The 18,130-nt window shown below is 39.0% G+C and carries 13 protein-coding genes, 1 tRNA gene and 1 riboswitch; of the genes, 11 read left to right on the top strand and 3 right to left on the bottom strand.

From position 1 onward, the window contains the following. Positions 1 to 101: 101 nt before the first annotated feature. The 5 genes from adcAII to B7697_RS08865 all read left to right on the top strand — a co-directional run bounded on the left by adcAII (position 102) and on the right by B7697_RS08865 (position 11,204). The gene (gene adcAII / locus B7697_RS08845) at positions 102 to 1,019 is read left to right on the top strand and encodes a zinc-binding lipoprotein AdcAII (protein ID WP_084951453.1); all 918 of its coding nucleotides are present in this window, start codon (positions 102 to 104) and stop codon (positions 1,017 to 1,019) included. 7 nt (positions 1,020 to 1,026) lie between these two features. Then, positions 1,027 to 3,558, top strand: a complete 2,532-nt coding sequence (locus B7697_RS08850; RefSeq protein WP_084951455.1) for a pneumococcal-type histidine triad protein — start codon at positions 1,027 to 1,029, stop codon at positions 3,556 to 3,558. 157 nt (positions 3,559 to 3,715) lie between these two features. Continuing rightward, on the top strand, positions 3,716 to 6,301 hold the full coding sequence (locus B7697_RS08855; protein ID WP_084951459.1) for a pneumococcal-type histidine triad protein: 2,586 nt from the start codon (positions 3,716 to 3,718) through the stop codon (positions 6,299 to 6,301). Positions 6,302 to 6,451: 150 nt separating this feature from the next. Next, entirely contained in the window at positions 6,452 to 7,372 is a 921-nt protein-coding gene (locus tag B7697_RS08860; protein ID WP_414301147.1) for a metal ABC transporter substrate-binding protein, read from the top strand. A gap of 7 nt (positions 7,373 to 7,379) precedes the next feature. Next, entirely contained in the window at positions 7,380 to 11,204 is a 3,825-nt protein-coding gene (locus B7697_RS08865; RefSeq protein ID WP_084951461.1) for a pneumococcal-type histidine triad protein, read from the top strand. 35 nt (positions 11,205 to 11,239) lie between these two features. On the opposite strand, the gene pepT is transcribed toward B7697_RS08865, so the two are convergent. Continuing rightward, positions 11,240 to 12,463: a peptidase T gene (gene pepT, locus B7697_RS08870; protein WP_084951464.1), complete on the bottom strand. Its 1,224-nt coding sequence runs from the start codon at positions 12,461 to 12,463 to the stop codon at positions 11,240 to 11,242. Between the two features lie 153 nt (positions 12,464 to 12,616). Between pepT and hemH the strand changes: the two genes are divergently transcribed. Beyond that, positions 12,617 to 13,711: a ferrochelatase gene (hemH, locus tag B7697_RS08875; RefSeq protein ID WP_004254302.1), complete on the top strand. Its 1,095-nt coding sequence runs from the start codon at positions 12,617 to 12,619 to the stop codon at positions 13,709 to 13,711. Between the two features lie 40 nt (positions 13,712 to 13,751). Here hemH and mscL read toward each other — a convergent pair whose 3' ends face one another. Further along, entirely contained in the window at positions 13,752 to 14,132 is a 381-nt protein-coding gene (gene mscL, locus B7697_RS08880) for a large conductance mechanosensitive channel protein MscL (RefSeq protein WP_024057788.1), read from the bottom strand. 84 nt (positions 14,133 to 14,216) lie between these two features. Continuing rightward, the gene (locus B7697_RS08885; protein WP_024057787.1) at positions 14,217 to 14,648 is read right to left on the bottom strand and encodes a GtrA family protein; all 432 of its coding nucleotides are present in this window, start codon (positions 14,646 to 14,648) and stop codon (positions 14,217 to 14,219) included. Between the two features lie 28 nt (positions 14,649 to 14,676). Beyond that, a riboswitch (PreQ1 riboswitch) is annotated at positions 14,677 to 14,773 on the top strand. Between B7697_RS08885 and B7697_RS08890 the strand changes: the two genes are divergently transcribed. The 5 genes from B7697_RS08890 to dapA all read left to right on the top strand — a co-directional run bounded on the left by B7697_RS08890 (position 14,771) and on the right by dapA (position 18,106). Next, a complete protein-coding gene (locus tag B7697_RS08890; RefSeq protein ID WP_049500058.1) occupies positions 14,771 to 15,280 on the top strand; it encodes a QueT transporter family protein in 510 nt (169 codons plus the stop codon). (Overlaps the previous riboswitch by 3 nt.) Before the next feature lie 99 nt (positions 15,281 to 15,379). Beyond that, a tRNA-Thr gene (locus B7697_RS08895) sits at positions 15,380 to 15,452 on the top strand. A 105-nt stretch (positions 15,453 to 15,557) separates the two neighbouring features. Continuing rightward, positions 15,558 to 15,812: a hypothetical protein gene (locus B7697_RS08900; RefSeq protein WP_020901344.1), complete on the top strand. Its 255-nt coding sequence runs from the start codon at positions 15,558 to 15,560 to the stop codon at positions 15,810 to 15,812. A gap of 225 nt (positions 15,813 to 16,037) precedes the next feature. Next, a complete protein-coding gene (locus B7697_RS08905) occupies positions 16,038 to 17,114 on the top strand; it encodes an aspartate-semialdehyde dehydrogenase (RefSeq protein ID WP_000542464.1) in 1,077 nt (358 codons plus the stop codon). 56 nt (positions 17,115 to 17,170) lie between these two features. Beyond that, positions 17,171 to 18,106, top strand: coding sequence for a 4-hydroxy-tetrahydrodipicolinate synthase (gene dapA, locus B7697_RS08910; protein ID WP_004254315.1), 936 nt, complete (start codon positions 17,171 to 17,173; stop codon positions 18,104 to 18,106). The last annotated feature ends 24 nt before the right edge of the window (positions 18,107 to 18,130 follow it).

The following is an 18,130-nucleotide window of genomic DNA, read 5'->3' on the forward strand; positions in this document are numbered from 1 at the left end:
TTTAAAATCAGAAAATCTATTAACTAGTTCATAAAATGCTTGACAATAAAAAAAATTGGAGTAGAATATTAACTAGTTAAATAACTAGTTAAGGAGTTTTTATGAAGAAACAAAATTTGTTTTTAGTGTTGTTAAGTGTCTTTCTTTTGTGTTTAGCTGCTTGTGGCCAAAAGGAAAGCCAGTCAGGTAAAGGGATGAAAATCGTGACCAGTTTTTATCCTATCTATGCCATGGTCAAGGAAGTATCTGGTGACTTGAATGATGTTCGGATGATTCAGTCAAGTAGCGGAATTCACTCTTTTGAACCTTCAGCGAATGATATCGCAGCCATCTATGATGCAGACGTATTTGTTTATCATTCTCATACGCTCGAATCTTGGGCAGGAAGTTTGGATCCAAATCTAAAAAAATCTAAAGTTAAGGTTTTAGAAGCATCTGAGGGAATGACCTTGGACCGCGTCCCAGGCCTAGAAGATGTGGAAGCAGGGGATGGAGTTGATGAAAAAACGCTCTACGATCCGCATACTTGGCTAGATCCTGAGAAAGCTGGAGAAGAAGCGCAAATTATCGCTGATAAACTTTCAGAGGTGGATAGTGAGCATAAAGAAACTTACCAGAAAAATGCGCAAGCCTTTATAAAAAAAGCTCAAGAATTGACTAAGAAATTCCAGCCTAAATTTGAAAAGGCGACTCAGAAAACCTTTGTAACACAACATACAGCCTTTTCTTATCTTGCTAAGCGATTTGGACTTAATCAACTTGGTATTGCAGGGATCTCTCCTGAACAAGAACCAAGTCCACGACAACTAACAGAAATTCAGGAATTTGTTAAAACCTATAAGGTTAAAACGATTTTTACAGAAAGTAATGCTTCTTCAAAAGTAGCTGAAACTCTTGTCAAATCAACAGGTGTAGGTCTTAAAACTTTGAATCCTTTAGAGGCAGACCCACAAAATGACAAGACTTATTTAGAAAATCTGGAAGAAAATATGAGTGTTCTAGCAGAAGAATTGAAATGAGGAAAGAATGAAAATCAATAAAAAATATGTAGCTGGGTCAGCAGCTGCACTTGTTTTAAGTGTCTGCGCTTATGAACTAGGTTTGCATCAAGCCCAAACTGTAAAAGAAAATAATCGTGTTTCATACATTGATGGTAAACAACCAAGCCAAAAGTCAGAAAATTTGACACCTGATGAAGTCAGTAAAAAAGAAGGTATAAATGCCGAGCAAATCGTTATCAAGATTACGGATCAAGGTTATGTGACTTCTCATGGAGACCATTATCATTATTATAATGGCAAGGTTCCTTATGATGCTATCATTAGTGAAGAACTCCTCATGAAAGATCCAAATTATCAGTTGAAGGATTCAGACATTATCAATGAAATCAAGGGTGGCTATGTGATTAAGGTAGACGGGAAATACTATGTTTACCTGAAAGATGCAGCTCATGCGGATAATATTCGAACAAAAGAAGAAATCACTCGTCAGAAGCAGGAACACGGTAGTAATCACGGAGGTGGTTCTAGCGATAAAGCAGTAGTCGCTGCTAGAGCTCAAGGTCGTTATACAACAGATGATGGTTATATCTTTAATGCATCTGATATTATAGAAGATACAGGTGATGCTTATATCGTTCCTCATGGTAATCACTTCCACTATATTCCTAAGAGTGACTTGTCTGCCAGTGAACTGGCTGCAGCTCGAGCCTTCTTATCTGGAAAAGGTAATCAACCAAGCTCAGTTGGCTATCGTCCTTCGACAAATTCTTCTAGCAGTAGCGCATCAGAGACACCGAATAGTAGTTCATATGTACAAACGAATCAAAGCAATGTTGAAGCAAATACCAGAAGATGGACTCCAAGTGTTAGCCCACAAGTGGATAATAGTTATCAAGCAAGTCCAAGTGAAGACGTATCCAGTCTCTTGAAACAGCTTTATGCCTTACCGCTTAGCCAACGACATGTGGAATCAGATGGACTTGTTTTTGATCCAGCGCAGATTACAAGAAAAACTGCGAATGGTGTTGCAGTGCCACATGGAGACCATTATCACTTTATCCCTTATTCTCAAATGTCTGACTTAGAGCAGAAGATTGCGAGAATGATTTCTGAAAATTATCAAGGAAATCATACTACTGCAGGTGGTAAAGAATTAAAACCAATTCCGACTCCAAGTCTTCCAAATTTAATTCCATCTCCTGTTTTGCCAGCTCTTACCTTAAAACCTTTGAAACCTATGGTAAAACCGGCTCCTACTCCAAATCCTAAAATAGACTCAAATTCTTCTTTGGTTAGTCAGCTGGTACGAAAAGTTGGAGAAGGATATGTTTTCGAAGAAAAAGGAATCTCACGCTATGTTTTTGCGAAAGATTTACCATCTGAAACTGTTAAAAATCTTGAAAGCAAGTTATCAAAACAAGAGAGTGTGTCACACGCTTTAACTACTAAAAAAGAAAAAGTTGCTCCTCGTGACCAAGAATTTTATGATAAAGCATATAATCTGTTGGCTGAGGCTCATAAAGCCTTGTCTGAAAATAAAGGTCGCGTTTCTGATTTCCAAGCCTTAGACAAATTAGCAGAACGCTTGAATGATGAATCTTCTAATAAAGGAAAATTGGTAGATGATTTATTGGCATTCCTAGCACCAATTACCCATCCTGAGCGACTTGGAAAACCAAATTCTCAAATTGAATATACCGAAAACGAAGTTCGTATTGCTCAATTAGCTGATAAGTATACAACGTCAGATGGTTACATTTTTGACGAACATGATATTATCAGTGATGAGGGGGATGCCTATGTAACGCCTCATATGGGCCATAGTCACTGGATTGGAAAAGACAGCCTTTCTGATAAGGAAAAAGCTGTGGCTCAATCTTATACTAAAGAAAAAGGAATTCTACCTCCGTCAGCAGACGCAGATGCTCAAGCAAATCCAACTGGAGATAGTGCAGCGGCTATTTACAATCGTGTGAAAGGGGAGAAACGAATTCCACTCGTTCGACTTCCATACATGGTTGAGCATACAGTAGAAGTTAAAAATGGTAATTTAATCATTCCTCATAAGGATCATTACCATAACATTAAATTTGCTTGGTTTGATGATCATTCATACAAGGCTCCAAATGGTTATACTCTGGAAGACTTATTTGCGACGATTAAGTACTATGTTGAACATCCTGATGAACGTCCACATTCTAATGACGGATGGGGAAATGCCAGCGAGCATGTCTTAGGTAAGAAAGACCACAGTGAAGATCCCAAAAAGAACTTCAAAGCGGATGAAGAACCAGTAGAGGAAACACCTGCTGAGCCAGAAGTCCCTCAAGTAGAGACTGAAAAAGTAGAAGCCAAGCTCAAAGAAGCAGAAGCTTTACTTGCTAAAGTCACAGATGCTAGTCTGAAAGGCAATGCGACAGAAACCCTAGCTGGTTTACGAAATAATTTGAGTCTCCAAACCATGGATAATAATGGTATCATGGCAGAAGCAGAGAAACTACTTGCGTTGTTAAAAGGTAGTAATCCTTCACCTGTAAATAAGGAAAAAACAAATTAATGAAAAATGGGAGTCTCGATAAAGAGACTTTCATTTTTATTATGTATATACGAAAAATTCTTGACAAGCAGTACTAAAAATAGTAAACTATTAACTAGTTAATTAACCGGTTTATTATTTTATAGTGAATCAAATAGAGTTAAGAAAAGAGGAAAGAATGAAAATCAATAAAAAATATCTAGCTGGGTCAGCAGCTGCACTTGTTTTAAGTGTCTGTGCTTATGAACTAGGTTTGCATCAAGCTCAAACTGTAAAAGAAAATAACCGTGTTTCCTATATAGATGGTAAACAACCAAGCCAAAAGGCAGAAAATTTGACACCTGATGAAGTCAGTAAAAAAGAAGGTATTAATGCCGAGCAAATTGTTATCAAGATTACGGATCAAGGTTATGTGACTTCTCATGGAGACCATTATCATTATTATAATGGCAAGGTTCCTTATGATGCTATCATTAGTGAAGAACTCCTCATGAAAGATCCAAATTATCAGTTGAAGGATTCAGACATTGTCAATGAAATCAAGGGTGGTTATGTGATTAAGGTAGACGGGAAGTATTATGTCTATCTTAAGGATGCAGCGCATGCTGATAATGTTCGCTCAAAAGAAGAAATCACTCGTCAGAAGCAGGAACACGGTAGTAATCACGGAGGTGGTTCTAGCGATAAAGCGGTAGTCGCTGCCAGAGCCCAAGGCCGTTATACAACGGATGATGGTTATATCTTTAATGCGTCTGATATCATTGAGGACACGGGTGATGCCTATATCGTTCCTCATGGCAATCATTTCCACTATATTCCTAAGAGTGACTTGTCTGCCAGTGAATTAGCTGCAGCTCGAGCCTTCCTAGCTGGAAAAACTAATCAGCCAAGCTCAGTTGGCTATCGTCCTTCAACAAATTCTTCTAGCAGTAGCGCATCAGAGGCATCGAATAGTAGTTCATATGGACAAACGAATCAAAGCAATGTTGAGGCAAATACCAGAAGATGGGCTCCAAGTGTTACCCCACAGGTGGATAATAGTTATCAAGCTAGTCCGAGTGAAGACGTATCCAGTCTCTTGAAACAACTTTATGCCTTGCCACTCAGTCAACGACATGTGGAATCAGATGGGCTTGTCTTTGATCCGGCGCAGATTACAAGAAAAACTGCAAATGGTGTTGCAGTACCACACGGAGACCATTATCACTTTATTCCTTATTCTCAAATGTCTGATTTAGAGCAGAAGATTGCGAGAATGATTTCTGAAAATTATCAAGGAAATCATACTACTGCAGGTGGTGAAGAATTAAAACCGATTCCGACTCCAAGCCTTCCAAAACTAATTCCTGCTCCAGAGCTTACCCCAATACCAAGTCCACAACCTGTACCAAATCCTCAACCAGCTCCAAGCAATCCAATTGATGGAAAATTGGTAAAACAGGCGATTCGAAAGGTGGTTGATGGTTATGTCTTCGAAGAGAATGGAATTTCGCGTTATATTTCTACCAAGGAACTTTCGGCAGAAACTGTTGCAGCCATTGATGATAAACTTGCCAAACAAGAAAGTTTGTCTCATGAGTTAGGAGCTAAGAAAACCAATCTTGCATCTGGTGATCAAAAATTTTACAACAAAGTTTATGATTTACTAGCAACAGTTCATCAAGATTTGATTTCCAATAAAGGGCGCCAAGCTGATTTTGACGCTTTGGATAGACTATTGGAACGTCTCAACGATGAGTCAAGTGATAAAGTCAAGTTAGTTGATGATATCCTTGCTTTTCTAGCGCCGATTCGTCATCCAGAACGTTTAGGAAAACCAAATGCACAAATAGCTTACACAGATGATGAGATTCAGGTAGCCAAGTTGGCAGGCAAGTATACAACAGAAGATGGCTATATCTTTGATCCCCGTGATATTACCAGTGATGAGGGGGATGCCTATGTAACTCCGCATATGAGCCACAGTCATTGGATTAAGAAAGAAAGTTTGTCTGAAGCTGAAAGAGCATCAGGTCAAGCTTATGCTAAAGAGAAAGGTTTGACTCCTCCTTCAACAAATCATCAAAGTTCAGGAAATACTGAGGCTAAGGGAGCAGAAGCGATTTACAATCGAGTAAAAGCAGCTAAGAAGGTACCACTTGACCGTATGCCTTACAATCTCCAACATACTGTGGAAGTTAAAAATGGAAGTTTGATTATACCTCATTATGACCATTACCATAACATCAAATTTGAGTGGTTTGACGAAGGACTTTATGAGGCACCTAAGGGGTATACTTTAGAAGAGCTATTTGAAACTGTGAAGTATTATGTCGAACATCCAAACGAACGTCCGCATTCAGATAGTGGTTGGGGCAATGCGAGCGACCATGTTCAAAGAAACCACAATAGTCAAGCTGCTAACAATCAAACAGAGAAACCAACAGAGGAGAAACCTCAGACAGAAAAAATTGAGGAGGAAAAACCTCGCGAAGAAAAACCGAAAAATGAGAAAGCAGAATCTCCAAAACCAAAAGAACCAGAGGAATCAGAAGAAGAATCACCATCGGAACCAGAGGAACATCAGGTTGAAACTGAAAAGGTTGAAGAAAAACTGAGAGAGGCGGAAGAGTTACTTAAAAAGATTAAGGATCCAATTCTTAAGTCCAATGCCAACGAAACTCTCACAGGATTAAAAAATAATCTGTTATTTGGTTCTCAGGACAACAATACTATTATGGCAGAAGCTGAAAAGCTATTAGTCTTGTTAAAGGAGAGTAAGTAACTATACAACAATTATATGAGATAAAAAGGGAGCAGAATATGGATTCTGTTCTCTTTTTTATGAAATTGTGTAAAAATTCTTGACATATTTTCTAAATAAAGATAAACTATTTACTAGTTAATTAAATGGTTAAACACTAGTTAAGGAGTTATGGTGAAAAAGAGGACGATTTTAGTATTGATGACCAGTGTATTGGCTCTGGTATTAGCTGCTTGTGGCCAAAAGGAAAGCCAGTCAGGTAAAGGGATGAAAATTGTGACCAGTTTTTATCCTATCTATGCCATGGTCAGGGAAGTATCTGGTGACTTGAATGATGTTCGAATGATTCAGTCAAGTAGCGGTATTCACTCCTTTGAGCCTTCAGCAAATGATATTGCTGCCATCTATAATGCAGATGTCTTTGTTTACCATTCTCATACGCTCGAATCTTGGGCAGGAAGTTTGGATCCAAATCTAAAAAAATCTAAAGTTAAGGTTTTGGAGGCTTCTGAAGGAATGACCTTAGATCGTGTTCCAGGATTAGAAGATATGGAAGCGGGTGATGGTGTTGATGAAAAAACGCTTTATGACCCTCATACTTGGTTAGATCCTGAAAAAGCTGTCGAAGAAGCCCAAATTATAGCTGATAAACTTTCAGAGGTTGATAGTGAACACAAAGAAACTTACCAGAAAAATGCGCAAGCCTTTATCAAAAAAGCTCAAGAATTGACTAAGAAATTCCAGCCTAAATTTGAAAAAGCGACTCAGAAAACCTTTGTAACACAACATACGGCCTTTTATTATCTAGCGAAGAGATTTGGACTTAATCAACTTGGTATTGCAGGTATCTCTCCAGAACAAGAACCAAGTCCAAGACAACTAACAGAAATTCAGGAATTTGTAAAAACCTATAAGGTTAAAACAATTTTTACAGAAAGTAACGCTTCTTCAAAAGTAGCTGAAACTCTTGTCAAATCAACAGGTGTGGGTCTTAAAACTCTGAATCCTTTAGAGGCAGACCCACAAAATGACAAGACTTATTTAGAAAATCTTGAAGAAAATATGAGTGTTCTAGCAGAAGAATTGAAATGAGGAGATTATGAAAATAAATAAGAAGAAACTTGCTGCTGGTGCAGCTGTCGTCCTTTCTTTAAGTCTTTGTATTTATGCATTGAATCAACATCAGACAGGAGAGAACAAAGATACGAATCGTGTATCTTATGTCGATGGAAAACAAGACACTCCAAAAACAGAGACACAAACACCAGAGCAAGTCAGCAAAAAAGAAGATATCCAGGCTGAACAAATTGTTGTGAAAATCACCGATCAAGGTTATGTGACTTCACACGGTGATCATTTCCATTATTACAATGGGAAAGTTCCTTTTGATGCGATTTTCAGTGAAGAACTTTTGATGAAAGATGCCAATTATCAACTGAAAGACGCTGATATTGTTAACGAAGTCAAAGGTGGTTACATTATCAAGGTGGATGGTAAATATTATGTTTACCTTAAGGATGTGGCACATGCGGATAACGTTCGTTCGAAGGACGAAATTGAACGCCAAAAACAAGGTCATACTCACGATGTACCAACATCTAATAGTGCAGTGGCGCTTGCTCAATCTCAAGGTCGCTATACTACTGATGATGGCTACATCTTTAATGCATCTGATATTATAGAGGATACTGGTGATGCTTATATCGTCCCTCACGGAGGGCATTACCACTACATTCCAAAGAGTTCCTTGTCTGCTAGTGAATTGGCTGCAGCTCAAGCTTACCTCTCTGGAACTAGAAATCAGCCTAGTGTGACTGACTATCGTCCAAGTACAAATGGGACTGGTCAAACTACCAAGCCTATTCAACAGACTGAAATACCAAGTAATAAAGCCGAGAGTCTTCAAAGTCTATTACAGCAGCTCTATGCTCTTCCAAGTACTCAACGATATGCTGAATCGGATGGTTTGACTTTTGACCCTGCTAAGATTTTAAGCAGAACACCAAGTGGTGTAGCGATTCCTCATGGAAATCACTATCATTTCATTCCCTATACAAAGCTTTCTGCATTAGAAGAAAAGATTGCGAGAATGATTCCTTTGTCCAGTGACAATGTAGAACCAACACCATTGGAGAATCCAAGCAAACCAGCAGAAAAACCTACTCAGCAAAACCATCATCATGAGCAAGATGGTGACCATAGAAGTCAGGACCTTAAGCATGAAAGGCATGGACATGATGGAGATGGACATGACCACCATCATGATGAAGACCATGATCATGGTTTTGATGCCAATCGTGTCATCAGTGAAGATGCGGCAGGCTTTGTTATGTCACACGGTGATCATAATCATTACTTCTTCAAGAAGGATTTGACAGCAGAGCAAATTAAGTCGGCTCAAGATCATTTAAGAGGTAAGACGCCAGTAACACCAAGTCCAGCCCATGATGATCACGATGAAGATACACACGGTCATCACCATGACGAACATGGCCATGATTTCGATGTCAATCGAATTATCAGTGAAGATGCGGCAGGCTTTGTCATGACTCATGGTGACCACAATCATTACTTCTTTAAGAAAGATCTAACACCAGAACAAATCAAGGCGGCGCAGGATCATTTGAGAGGTAAAACTCCAGTAACACCAAGCCCAGCCCATGATGATGAACATGATAAAGATAATCATGGTCGCAAACATGATGAAGACCATGATCACGGTTTTGATGCTAATCGTGTCATCAATGAGGATGAGCAAGGTTTTGTCATGAGTCATGGTGACCACAATCATTACTTTTTCAAGAAAGACTTGACAGCAGACCAAATTAAGGCTGCACAAGATCATTTAAGAGCTAAGACGCCAGCAACACCAAGCCCAGCCCATGATGATGAACACGATAACGATAATCATGGCCACAAACATGATGAAGACCATGCTCACGGTTTTGATGCCAATCGTGTCATCAGTGAGGATGAGCAAGGTTTTGTCATGAGTCACGGAGACCACAATCATTACTTCTTCAAGAAAGATTTGACAGCAGAGCAAATTAAGGCCGCCCAAGACCATTTGAAAACACACCATGATGCAGAGCCTGTAAAACCTCTTGCTAAAACAGTAGAGTCTTTCTCAAGAGATGCTAGTGATGAAGAAAAAATTGCTTATATCTCTAAAACTTATGGAGTTCCACTTGAAGCGATTAGAATTTCAAACGGATTCTTTGTCTTTGGAAATCCAGACCAAGCCTACGATCCAACTCATATTCATCCATATGCTGTTCGTAAGGAACATGTTCGTTTGCCGCTACAAACTGGCAATCCAGAACTTGATTTCCTAAATGAACTCTATACGACTGCTTTGCGAGATGGTGTGTCTCCTTATAGCTTACAGGTAGAAAATGGTAGTTTTGTGATTCCTCATGGCGACCACAATCACTACATCAAGGTTCAAACTAAGGGATATGAAGTGGCTTTGAAAAACAAGATTCCAGCCCTACAATCTAACTATCAACCTGGAGCTTTTGATGAGAAGGCAGTCTTGGCAAAAGTAGATCAACTTCTAGCTGATAGCAGAAGCATCTATAAAGACAAGCCTATCGAACAAAGACAGATTGAGTTAGCCTTAGGTCAGTTTACTGAGAACATGAAGAAACTGGCAACTAACTCTACAGCAGGTTATCTTGCAACACTTGATCTCTTTGATAAGCAGTATATCCATATTGATGAGAGTGTCAAGCCTACTGAAACAAGTGCTTTAGATAAAAAATATCAAGCCTTGATTGATAAAATCAATACACTGGATACAGACTCTTATGGACTTCCAAAGAAAGATCTTCTCGTTCGACTCCAAGAGGCTAAGTTGGTAAAAGATGAGGCTGGTTTAGCAGCGGTTGAATCACAACTTCAAGCTCTTCAAGACTTTAATGACCGAACAGGTGTTACAACAGTGGAATACATCAAGTATTTCTACGAACACGTAAATGACGGTCGTTTGAGTGATGAACTTCGAAACAAAGTCGCTCAGTTGACTTGGACCTTGTATCAATCTCAATCCTTCCTTAAGGCAGCAGAATTGAACAAATTATTCCCAAATATCTATCAAGCAAAACAAGAAGTGGAAGAAGCGTTGAAAGCTCAGCCAACTACTGCGAAATCAAGTCAGACAGTTCTAGATACTGAAAAAGTTGATAACCAAACTGCCAAGACAGCTATTTATGGATTCTTGAAAGAATTGTACGGAGACTTTATGCCTGAAGAACATGTCAATCATGTTAGCAAGGAAGAAGTAGAAAGCCTCTTGAGCAAGGCAAATCAACTCTTGGAACAAATCCAAGAAGAAGGAATCAGACAATCCTTGGCAGAAGAAGTAGAAAATCTCAAAGTTGCTACAAACAAGGCTGATGCAGACTTGGATGAAGTAAATAGTCAGGTAAAAGATGTCTTGACTCGTATTGCTAGCGCTCTTCAACAAGAGAAAGAAAATGCTGAGCAAGATCCTCAGACACTTGTACTCTATCAAAAACTTTACGATATCCTCATGTCACTTCACGCTTACTTAGAAAACAATAAGGGTTCTGATGCAGACTTTGATAAGGTGGATGCATTACTAGATCAACTTTCTACTAAGAGTAAAGACAAAGCTGCTTTACTTGAGTTGACAAAAGCTATTCTAGTTTTGAATCAAGAAATCAAGTCAAAATCAAGCGCAAGTGAAGAAGCAACTCCAGCAACAAATGCCGAAGCAAATGGTGATAACACCAGTGCTGAGAACCGACCAAACGTAGCTGTAGAATCTAACAGTGAAACTGCTAGCGACGAAAACAAACCAAGCAACACAAGAGATTCTAAGCCTGCTGAATCAGCTTCAGAAAAGGAAACAACAGAATCTACAACAAGTACTGGAAATCAAGAAAAACCAGCAGAATAAAAAGAAAGGCGAAGTAGCTGAGCTACCTCGTCTTTTTAGTCTCTATAAGCGACGATACCAATGATGGTATCAACTGCACGTTCCATGGTCTGAAGGCTGACGTATTCAAAACGTCCGTGCATATTTTCTCCTCCTGCAAAGATATTGGGAGTTGGGATTCCCATAAAGGAAATCTTAGAGCCGTCTGTCCCTCCACGGATTGGTTCGATAATAGGAGTGATCCCCAAATCTTCCATAACGGCTTTAGCAATGGTAATTGGAGTCATATCTTTTTCAATGACTTCTTTCATATTGTAGTACTGGTCTGTCAAGTTTAGAGTGACACGGTCGCTACCAAGTTCTTGATTCATCTTATCAGCGATAGACTGCATAGCTACTTTACGCGCTTCAAAGGCATCTTTTTCAAAATCACGAATGATGTAGCTTGCACGCGCCTCCTCAACGCTTCCAGCAACATCCATAAGATGATAGAAACCTTGGTAGCCATCAGTTAACTCAGGTCGGTCATTCTCTGGAAGTTGATTATGAAAATCAATTGCTAGCTGAAGAGCGTTGACCATCTGACCTTTGGCAGTACCAGGGTGGACATTGCGTCCTTGGAAATGCAATTCAGCACCGGCTGCTGAGAAAGTCTCGTACTGAAGTTCGCCTAGTGGGCCACCATCAACTGTGTAGGCAAAATCAACATCAAAATCTTCTGCATCAAATTTATTAGCACCAACACCGATTTCCTCATCTGGTCCAAAACCAACACGAATTTCACAGTGCTTGATTTCAGGATGGGCAGTTAGATATTCAATGGCTGTCATAATCTCAGCAATTCCTGACTTGTCATCAGCACCTAGCAAGGTTGTTCCATCGGTTGTGATGAGTGTTTGTCCTGGATATTTTTCAAGACTCTTGAAGTCAGCCGGATCTAATTTGAAACCAGAATTCCCTAGTTCAATCACACCACCATCGTAGTTTTCAATTACCTGTGGATTGACTCCTTCGGCATTAAAATCAGCAGTATCCATGTGGGAGATGAAGCCAATCTTACGTGTTAACGATGGATCGTTGGCTGGCAAGGTTCCAATTGCAAAACCATTTGGTAGATAATAAACATTTTGTAATCCAACACGTTTCATTTCAGGAATTAGGACATTTGTCGCGAAGTCAACCTGACTCTGCGTACTTGGAGTAGTAGTAGAGTGTTCATCAGAGCGCGTGTTGACCTTAACGTAGGTTAAGAAGCGGTCCAAGAGATTGGGGTAAGTCATAAAAAACTCCTTTTGAATTCATTTTTTCCATTGTATCATATAAAGAAAAGAAAAACAAAAGACAGAAGTTAGGGAAATTCTTTGTGTTAGCGTTTACTTATCAACGAATTAATGATAAAATAAACTTGATAAAAACATCACAAGGAAGCAATTATGAAAAAAGCAATTTTAATGATGACTTTCGGTTCGCCAGAAGAGATTACCTTTGAAGGTGTGGCTGATTTTTTCACAAATATTCGTCGTGGAGTGAGACCTCAAGACCACGAGATTCAAACACTCTATGATAATTATGTACGTATTGGAGGTACGCCTCTGCAAAGAATTACCCGTGAAGAAGTTGCCTTAGTAGAAGCTAGACTGGGGAATGAGTATAGTGTCTATTTTGCCAATAAATTTTCCAAACCTTTTATTCCAGATGTGATTGGTCAGATGGAAGAAGATGGAATCGAGCAGTGTATTTGCTTGATTTTGGAGCCCCATTATTCTTTTTATTCTGTCATGGGATACGAGAAATTTTTAGAAAGCAAACAAATTCAATTTTTGGTTATTAAGGATTGGTATCAAGAAGAAGCGCTCTTAAACTATTGGGCTGATGAAATTGCTAAGATTTTAAAAGAAGAAGTAAAGCAGGATAGCTTTAAAGTCATCTTTTCAGCCCATAGTGTTCCTATTTTTGCCTTGGATTTTGGTGATCCTTATATCGATCAAATCTTTGAAAATAGCAAGTTAGTTGCTGAAAAATTAGGTTTGAGTTCCGAGCAATATACAAATACTTGGCAAAGTGAGAGTGATATCGGTATTCCTTGGATTAAGCCAGATGTATTAGAGTACCTCAGAGAACAGACAGAACATCCAGACCATTATATTTTTGTACCAATCAGCTTTATCAGTGAGCACATTGAAGTCTTGTTTGATAACGATGTGGAATGTTATGAGATATGTCAGGAATTGGGTGTCAACTACCATCGTCCACCAATGCCAAATACGGATTCTCGCTTGATTGATGCCTTGGTCAATACAGTCAGAGCCAATGAAGATCAAGAGTTTAAGGAATTTCTCCCAGAAGAAGAAACCTTTGATGAGTTAGTTCCTTCAGATGAGACGAAAAACATTTTGGCCGAATCTCAAGATTTACAAATGCCTGAATTTGTGAAAAAACTGATTGAGAAAAAAGGTCGTGAGAATGTTAAGATGCCTTATCTTATCAAGAAAATGCTTGAGAAAGCAGGTAAATTACCAAAAGAGTAAAGAAAAAAGGATTTAGCTTTGCGCTAGATCCTTTAATAGATTATTTTTTCTCAAGAAGAGCTTTGATTTCTTGAAGTACTTCCAACTCAGTTGGAGCAGCTGGAGCTTCCTCAGCAGCTTCTTCTTTCTTAGTAAGGCTTTGAGCTTTTTCAATACCTTTAATAACGAAGAAGAGAACAGTACCGATAACTAGGAAGTTGATAACAGCACTCAAGAATTTACCATATGTAACACCATTCCAAGCAAGATCAGCGATGTTTTGTACTTTCGCAGCTTCCAAGGCTGGTTTCAAAATAAGTGGAGTGATGATATCGTTAACAAGTGATGTAACGATTGCACCAAAAGCAGAGGCAATGATCACACCGACAGCAAGGTCAACAACATTACCACGAAGCAAAAATGCTTTAAGATCTTTTAACATTTTCATTTTCCCTTTCAAAAAATTTTTACTCTTAATTATATATTAATTAAGAAGCTCTTGCAAGGTATATGCTTAAATTTTTTCTTATTTTTTAAAAATAAATACCTTACTAAAAATGTAATTGAGGATAATTATTAAGAATTGTGAAATAACTGTTTCAATACTATTAACTTTGTCAATATTATCATTTACAAATTGTCCGATAATATTAGGAAATTGGCTTACAAAGAGAAAAGTTAAAAACAAGTCTAACAGAAAAGTAGAAAGACGTGCTATAGTAAATTTTACTAAACGGATTGACCAATTCTGTCTAGCTTGCTTAAACACGATTGTATCATTTGTGATAAAGGCAAAGAGGATACCGATAATATTTGCTAGTCCAGTAGCGAGAAGTTCTCTATGAGTTAGTTGATAAATGACTAATCTAGATAGAATGGAGACAAGAGTAGTAGCTATACCAAAAAAAAGATAGGCTAAGAGCTCATTCACGAAGAGACTTTGAATGCGTTTTTTCATGCTTTTAGTATAGCATAAAGCAGGCTATTGTGCTATACTAGTAAGGTTGATTCAAGCAACCCTTGGTGCTTAGCTTCTTTCACCAAGCATATTATACGCGGGAAACCGCCAAAGGAGAAAAGATGAAAAAATTAACCATTCGTGATGTAGCAGATATTGCAATCGTTGCTGCTATCTATGTCGTTTTAACTGTCACACCACCCCTAAATGCCATCAGCTATGGTGCTTATCAGTTTCGTATTTCAGAAATGATGAACTTTATGGCTTTTTACAATCCTAAGTACATCATCGCAGTTACTATCGGTTGTATGATTGCTAATTTCTTTAGCTTCGGACCGCTAGATGTCTTTGTTGGTGGTGGATCAACCTTAGTATTCCTCAGTCTAGGTGTTTGGCTTTTTGCAAAATACAGCAAGGATTATCTTTTTAACGGTTTGATTCGAAAAGATCATTTCTTCTTCTCAATCCTCTTTTCAATTTCTATGTTTACTATCGCTGCCGAGTTGAATATCGTAGCGCAATTACCATTTTTCCTTACTTGGTTTACAACAGGGATTGGTGAATTTGCCTCATTGATTATTGGAGCGATTATTATCGGTAAAATTGGTCGTCGAATCGATTTAAGCAAATAGAATTAGATAAGCTAGGTAGCTCTTACCTGGCTTTTTCTTATGGAAAATTTCTAGGGAAACTTGACAAGATTTTCTAACTATAGTATACTTTTTAAGTAAGCTGATTTAGCTCAGTTGGCAGAGCGCATCCATGGTAAGGATGAGGTCGCCGGTTCAATCCCGGCAATTAGCATAAAGTAGACAGAAAAGCCCTTGATTTACAGGGGTTTTTGTTATGTTTACCCCAAATTTTTCAAGGATATTTCTTATTCAGCTGTGTAAATGAAACTAACACTCAATGATAATCAAAAAGCAAACTAGGAAGCTAGCCGCAGATTGCTCAAAGCACTGCTTTGAGGTTGTAGATAAGACTGACGAAGTCAGCTCAAAACATGTTTTTGAGGTTGTAGATGAAACTGATGAAGTCAGTAACCATACCTACGGTAAGGCGACGCTGACGAAGTTTGAAGAGATTTTCGAAGAGCATAAAGAGTTTCGTCTGTTGACAAAAGTCATTCTCTTTAGTAGAATAGAAGATGCGATGAGTCGATAGGTAGTCTTCGGACTACTATTGAGCATAAGGAGGTCATAACGCAGGAGCGGACCTTGATGAGTTGTGTGAACCTGCTCATCACATGAAGATGCCTCTTAGTCCCTAGTCTAGAGACTGGGGATTTTTATTTTCCAAAAAATGATGAAAAAGCTTTGCAATTCATGGAAAAAGTAGTATAATACATCTATTATAGAAATTTTTAGAAAATTCCGAAAGAGGTTATTTATGGGATATACAGTTGCTGTAGTCGGCGCGACAGGTGCTGTCGGAGCTCAGATGATAAAAATGTTGGAAGAATCAACACTTCCAATCGATAAAATTCGTTTACTTGCTTCTGCACGTTCAGCAGGCAAGACTTTGAAATTTAAAGATCAAGATATTACGATTGAAGAGACGACTGAAACAGCTTTTGAAGGAGTTGATATTGCACTCTTTTCAGCAGGTGGTTCTACATCAGCTAAGTATGCACCATACGCAGTGAAAGCTGGAGCGGTAGTAGTAGATAATACATCTTACTTCCGTCAAAATCCAGATGTTCCTTTGGTTGTTCCAGAGGTCAATGCTCATGCACTTGATGCCCACAATGGGATTATTGCCTGCCCTAACTGTTCAACAATTCAAATGATGGTGGCTCTTGAGCCAGTTCGCCAAAAATGGGGTTTGGACCGTATCATTGTTTCAACTTACCAAGCAGTTTCAGGTGCTGGTATGGGAGCAATTCTTGAGACACAACGTGAACTTCGTGAAGTCTTGAATGATGGTGTAACCCCACGTGATTTGCATGCGGAAATCTTACCTTCAGGTGGTGACAAGAAACATTATCCTATCGCCTTCAATGCTCTTCCACAAATCGATGTCTTCACTGACAATGATTACACTTACGAAGAGATGAAGATGACTAAGGAAACTAAGAAAATTATGGAAGATGATAGCATTGCAGTATCTGCAACGTGTGTGCGTATTCCAGTCTTGTCAGCTCACTCTGAGTCTGTTTACATCGAAACAAAAGAAGTGGCTCCAATCGAAGAAGTAAAAGCAGCTATCGCAGCTTTCCCAGGTGCTGTCCTTGAAGATGATGTGGCTCATCAAATCTATCCTCAAGCCATTAATGCAGTGGGTTCACGTGATACCTTTGTTGGTCGTATCCGTAAAGACTTGGATGCAGAAAAAGGAATTCACATGTGGGTTGTTTCAGATAACCTGCTCAAAGGTGCTGCTTGGAACTCAGTTCAGATTGCAGAAACTCTTCATGAACGTGGCTTGGTTCGTCCAACGGCCGAATTGAAATTTGAATTAAAATAGTCATATCGTTTAGGAGTTCAGATGAACTCCTTCTTTGAAATAGAGAGGTGTTTCTCATGTCTTATAAAGATTTAAAAGAGTGTAAAATCATCACAGCCTTTATTACCCCCTTCCATGAGGATGGTTCCATCAATTTTGATGCCATTCCAGCCTTGATTGAGCATTTGTTGGCGCATCATACAGACGGAATTCTCCTTGCAGGGACCACTGCTGAGAGTCCAACCTTGACCCACGATGAAGAGTTGGAACTGTTTGCGGCTGTACAAAAGATTGTCAATGGACGTGTGCCTTTGATTGCGGGTGTGGGTACCAATGATACGCGTGACTCTATCGAGTTTGTCAAAGAAGTAGCAGAATTTGGTGGTTTCGCAGCTGGGCTTGCTATTGTTCCTTACTACAACAAACCTTCTCAAGAAGGAATGTATCAGCATTTTAAGGCGATTGCAGATGCTTCTGACCTACCAATTATTATCTATAACATTCCAGGTCGTGTGGTTGTCGAATTAACTCCAGAAACTATGCTTCGCTTGGCTGACCATCCAAATATTATCGGTGTCAAAGAATGTACTAGCTTGGCTAATATGGCTTACTTGATTGAGCACAAACCTGAAGAATTCTTGATTTATACAGGTGAGGATGGAGATGCTTTCCATGCCATGAACCTTGGTGCGGATGGGGTTATTTCTGTTGCCTCTCATACAAATGGGGATGAAATGCACGAGATGTTTACTGCCATTGCAGAAAGCGATATGAAGAAAGCCGCAGCAATTCAGCGTAAATTCATTCCTAAGGTTAATGCCCTCTTCTCTTATCCAAGTCCTGCTCCAGTTAAAGCTGTTCTTAACTATATGGGATTTGAAGCTGGCCCAACACGCTTACCTCTAGTTCCAGCACCAGAAGAAGATGCCAAACGCATTATCAAAGTCGTCGTTGATGGCGACTACGAAGCAACTAAGGCAACTGTAACAGGTGTCTTAAGACCAGATTACTAATAAAGACAATAAAATCCATGACCG

Origin of the sequence: Streptococcus mitis (assembly GCF_002096895.1) — a bacterium.
Classification (GTDB): domain Bacteria; phylum Bacillota; class Bacilli; order Lactobacillales; family Streptococcaceae; genus Streptococcus; species Streptococcus mitis_AH.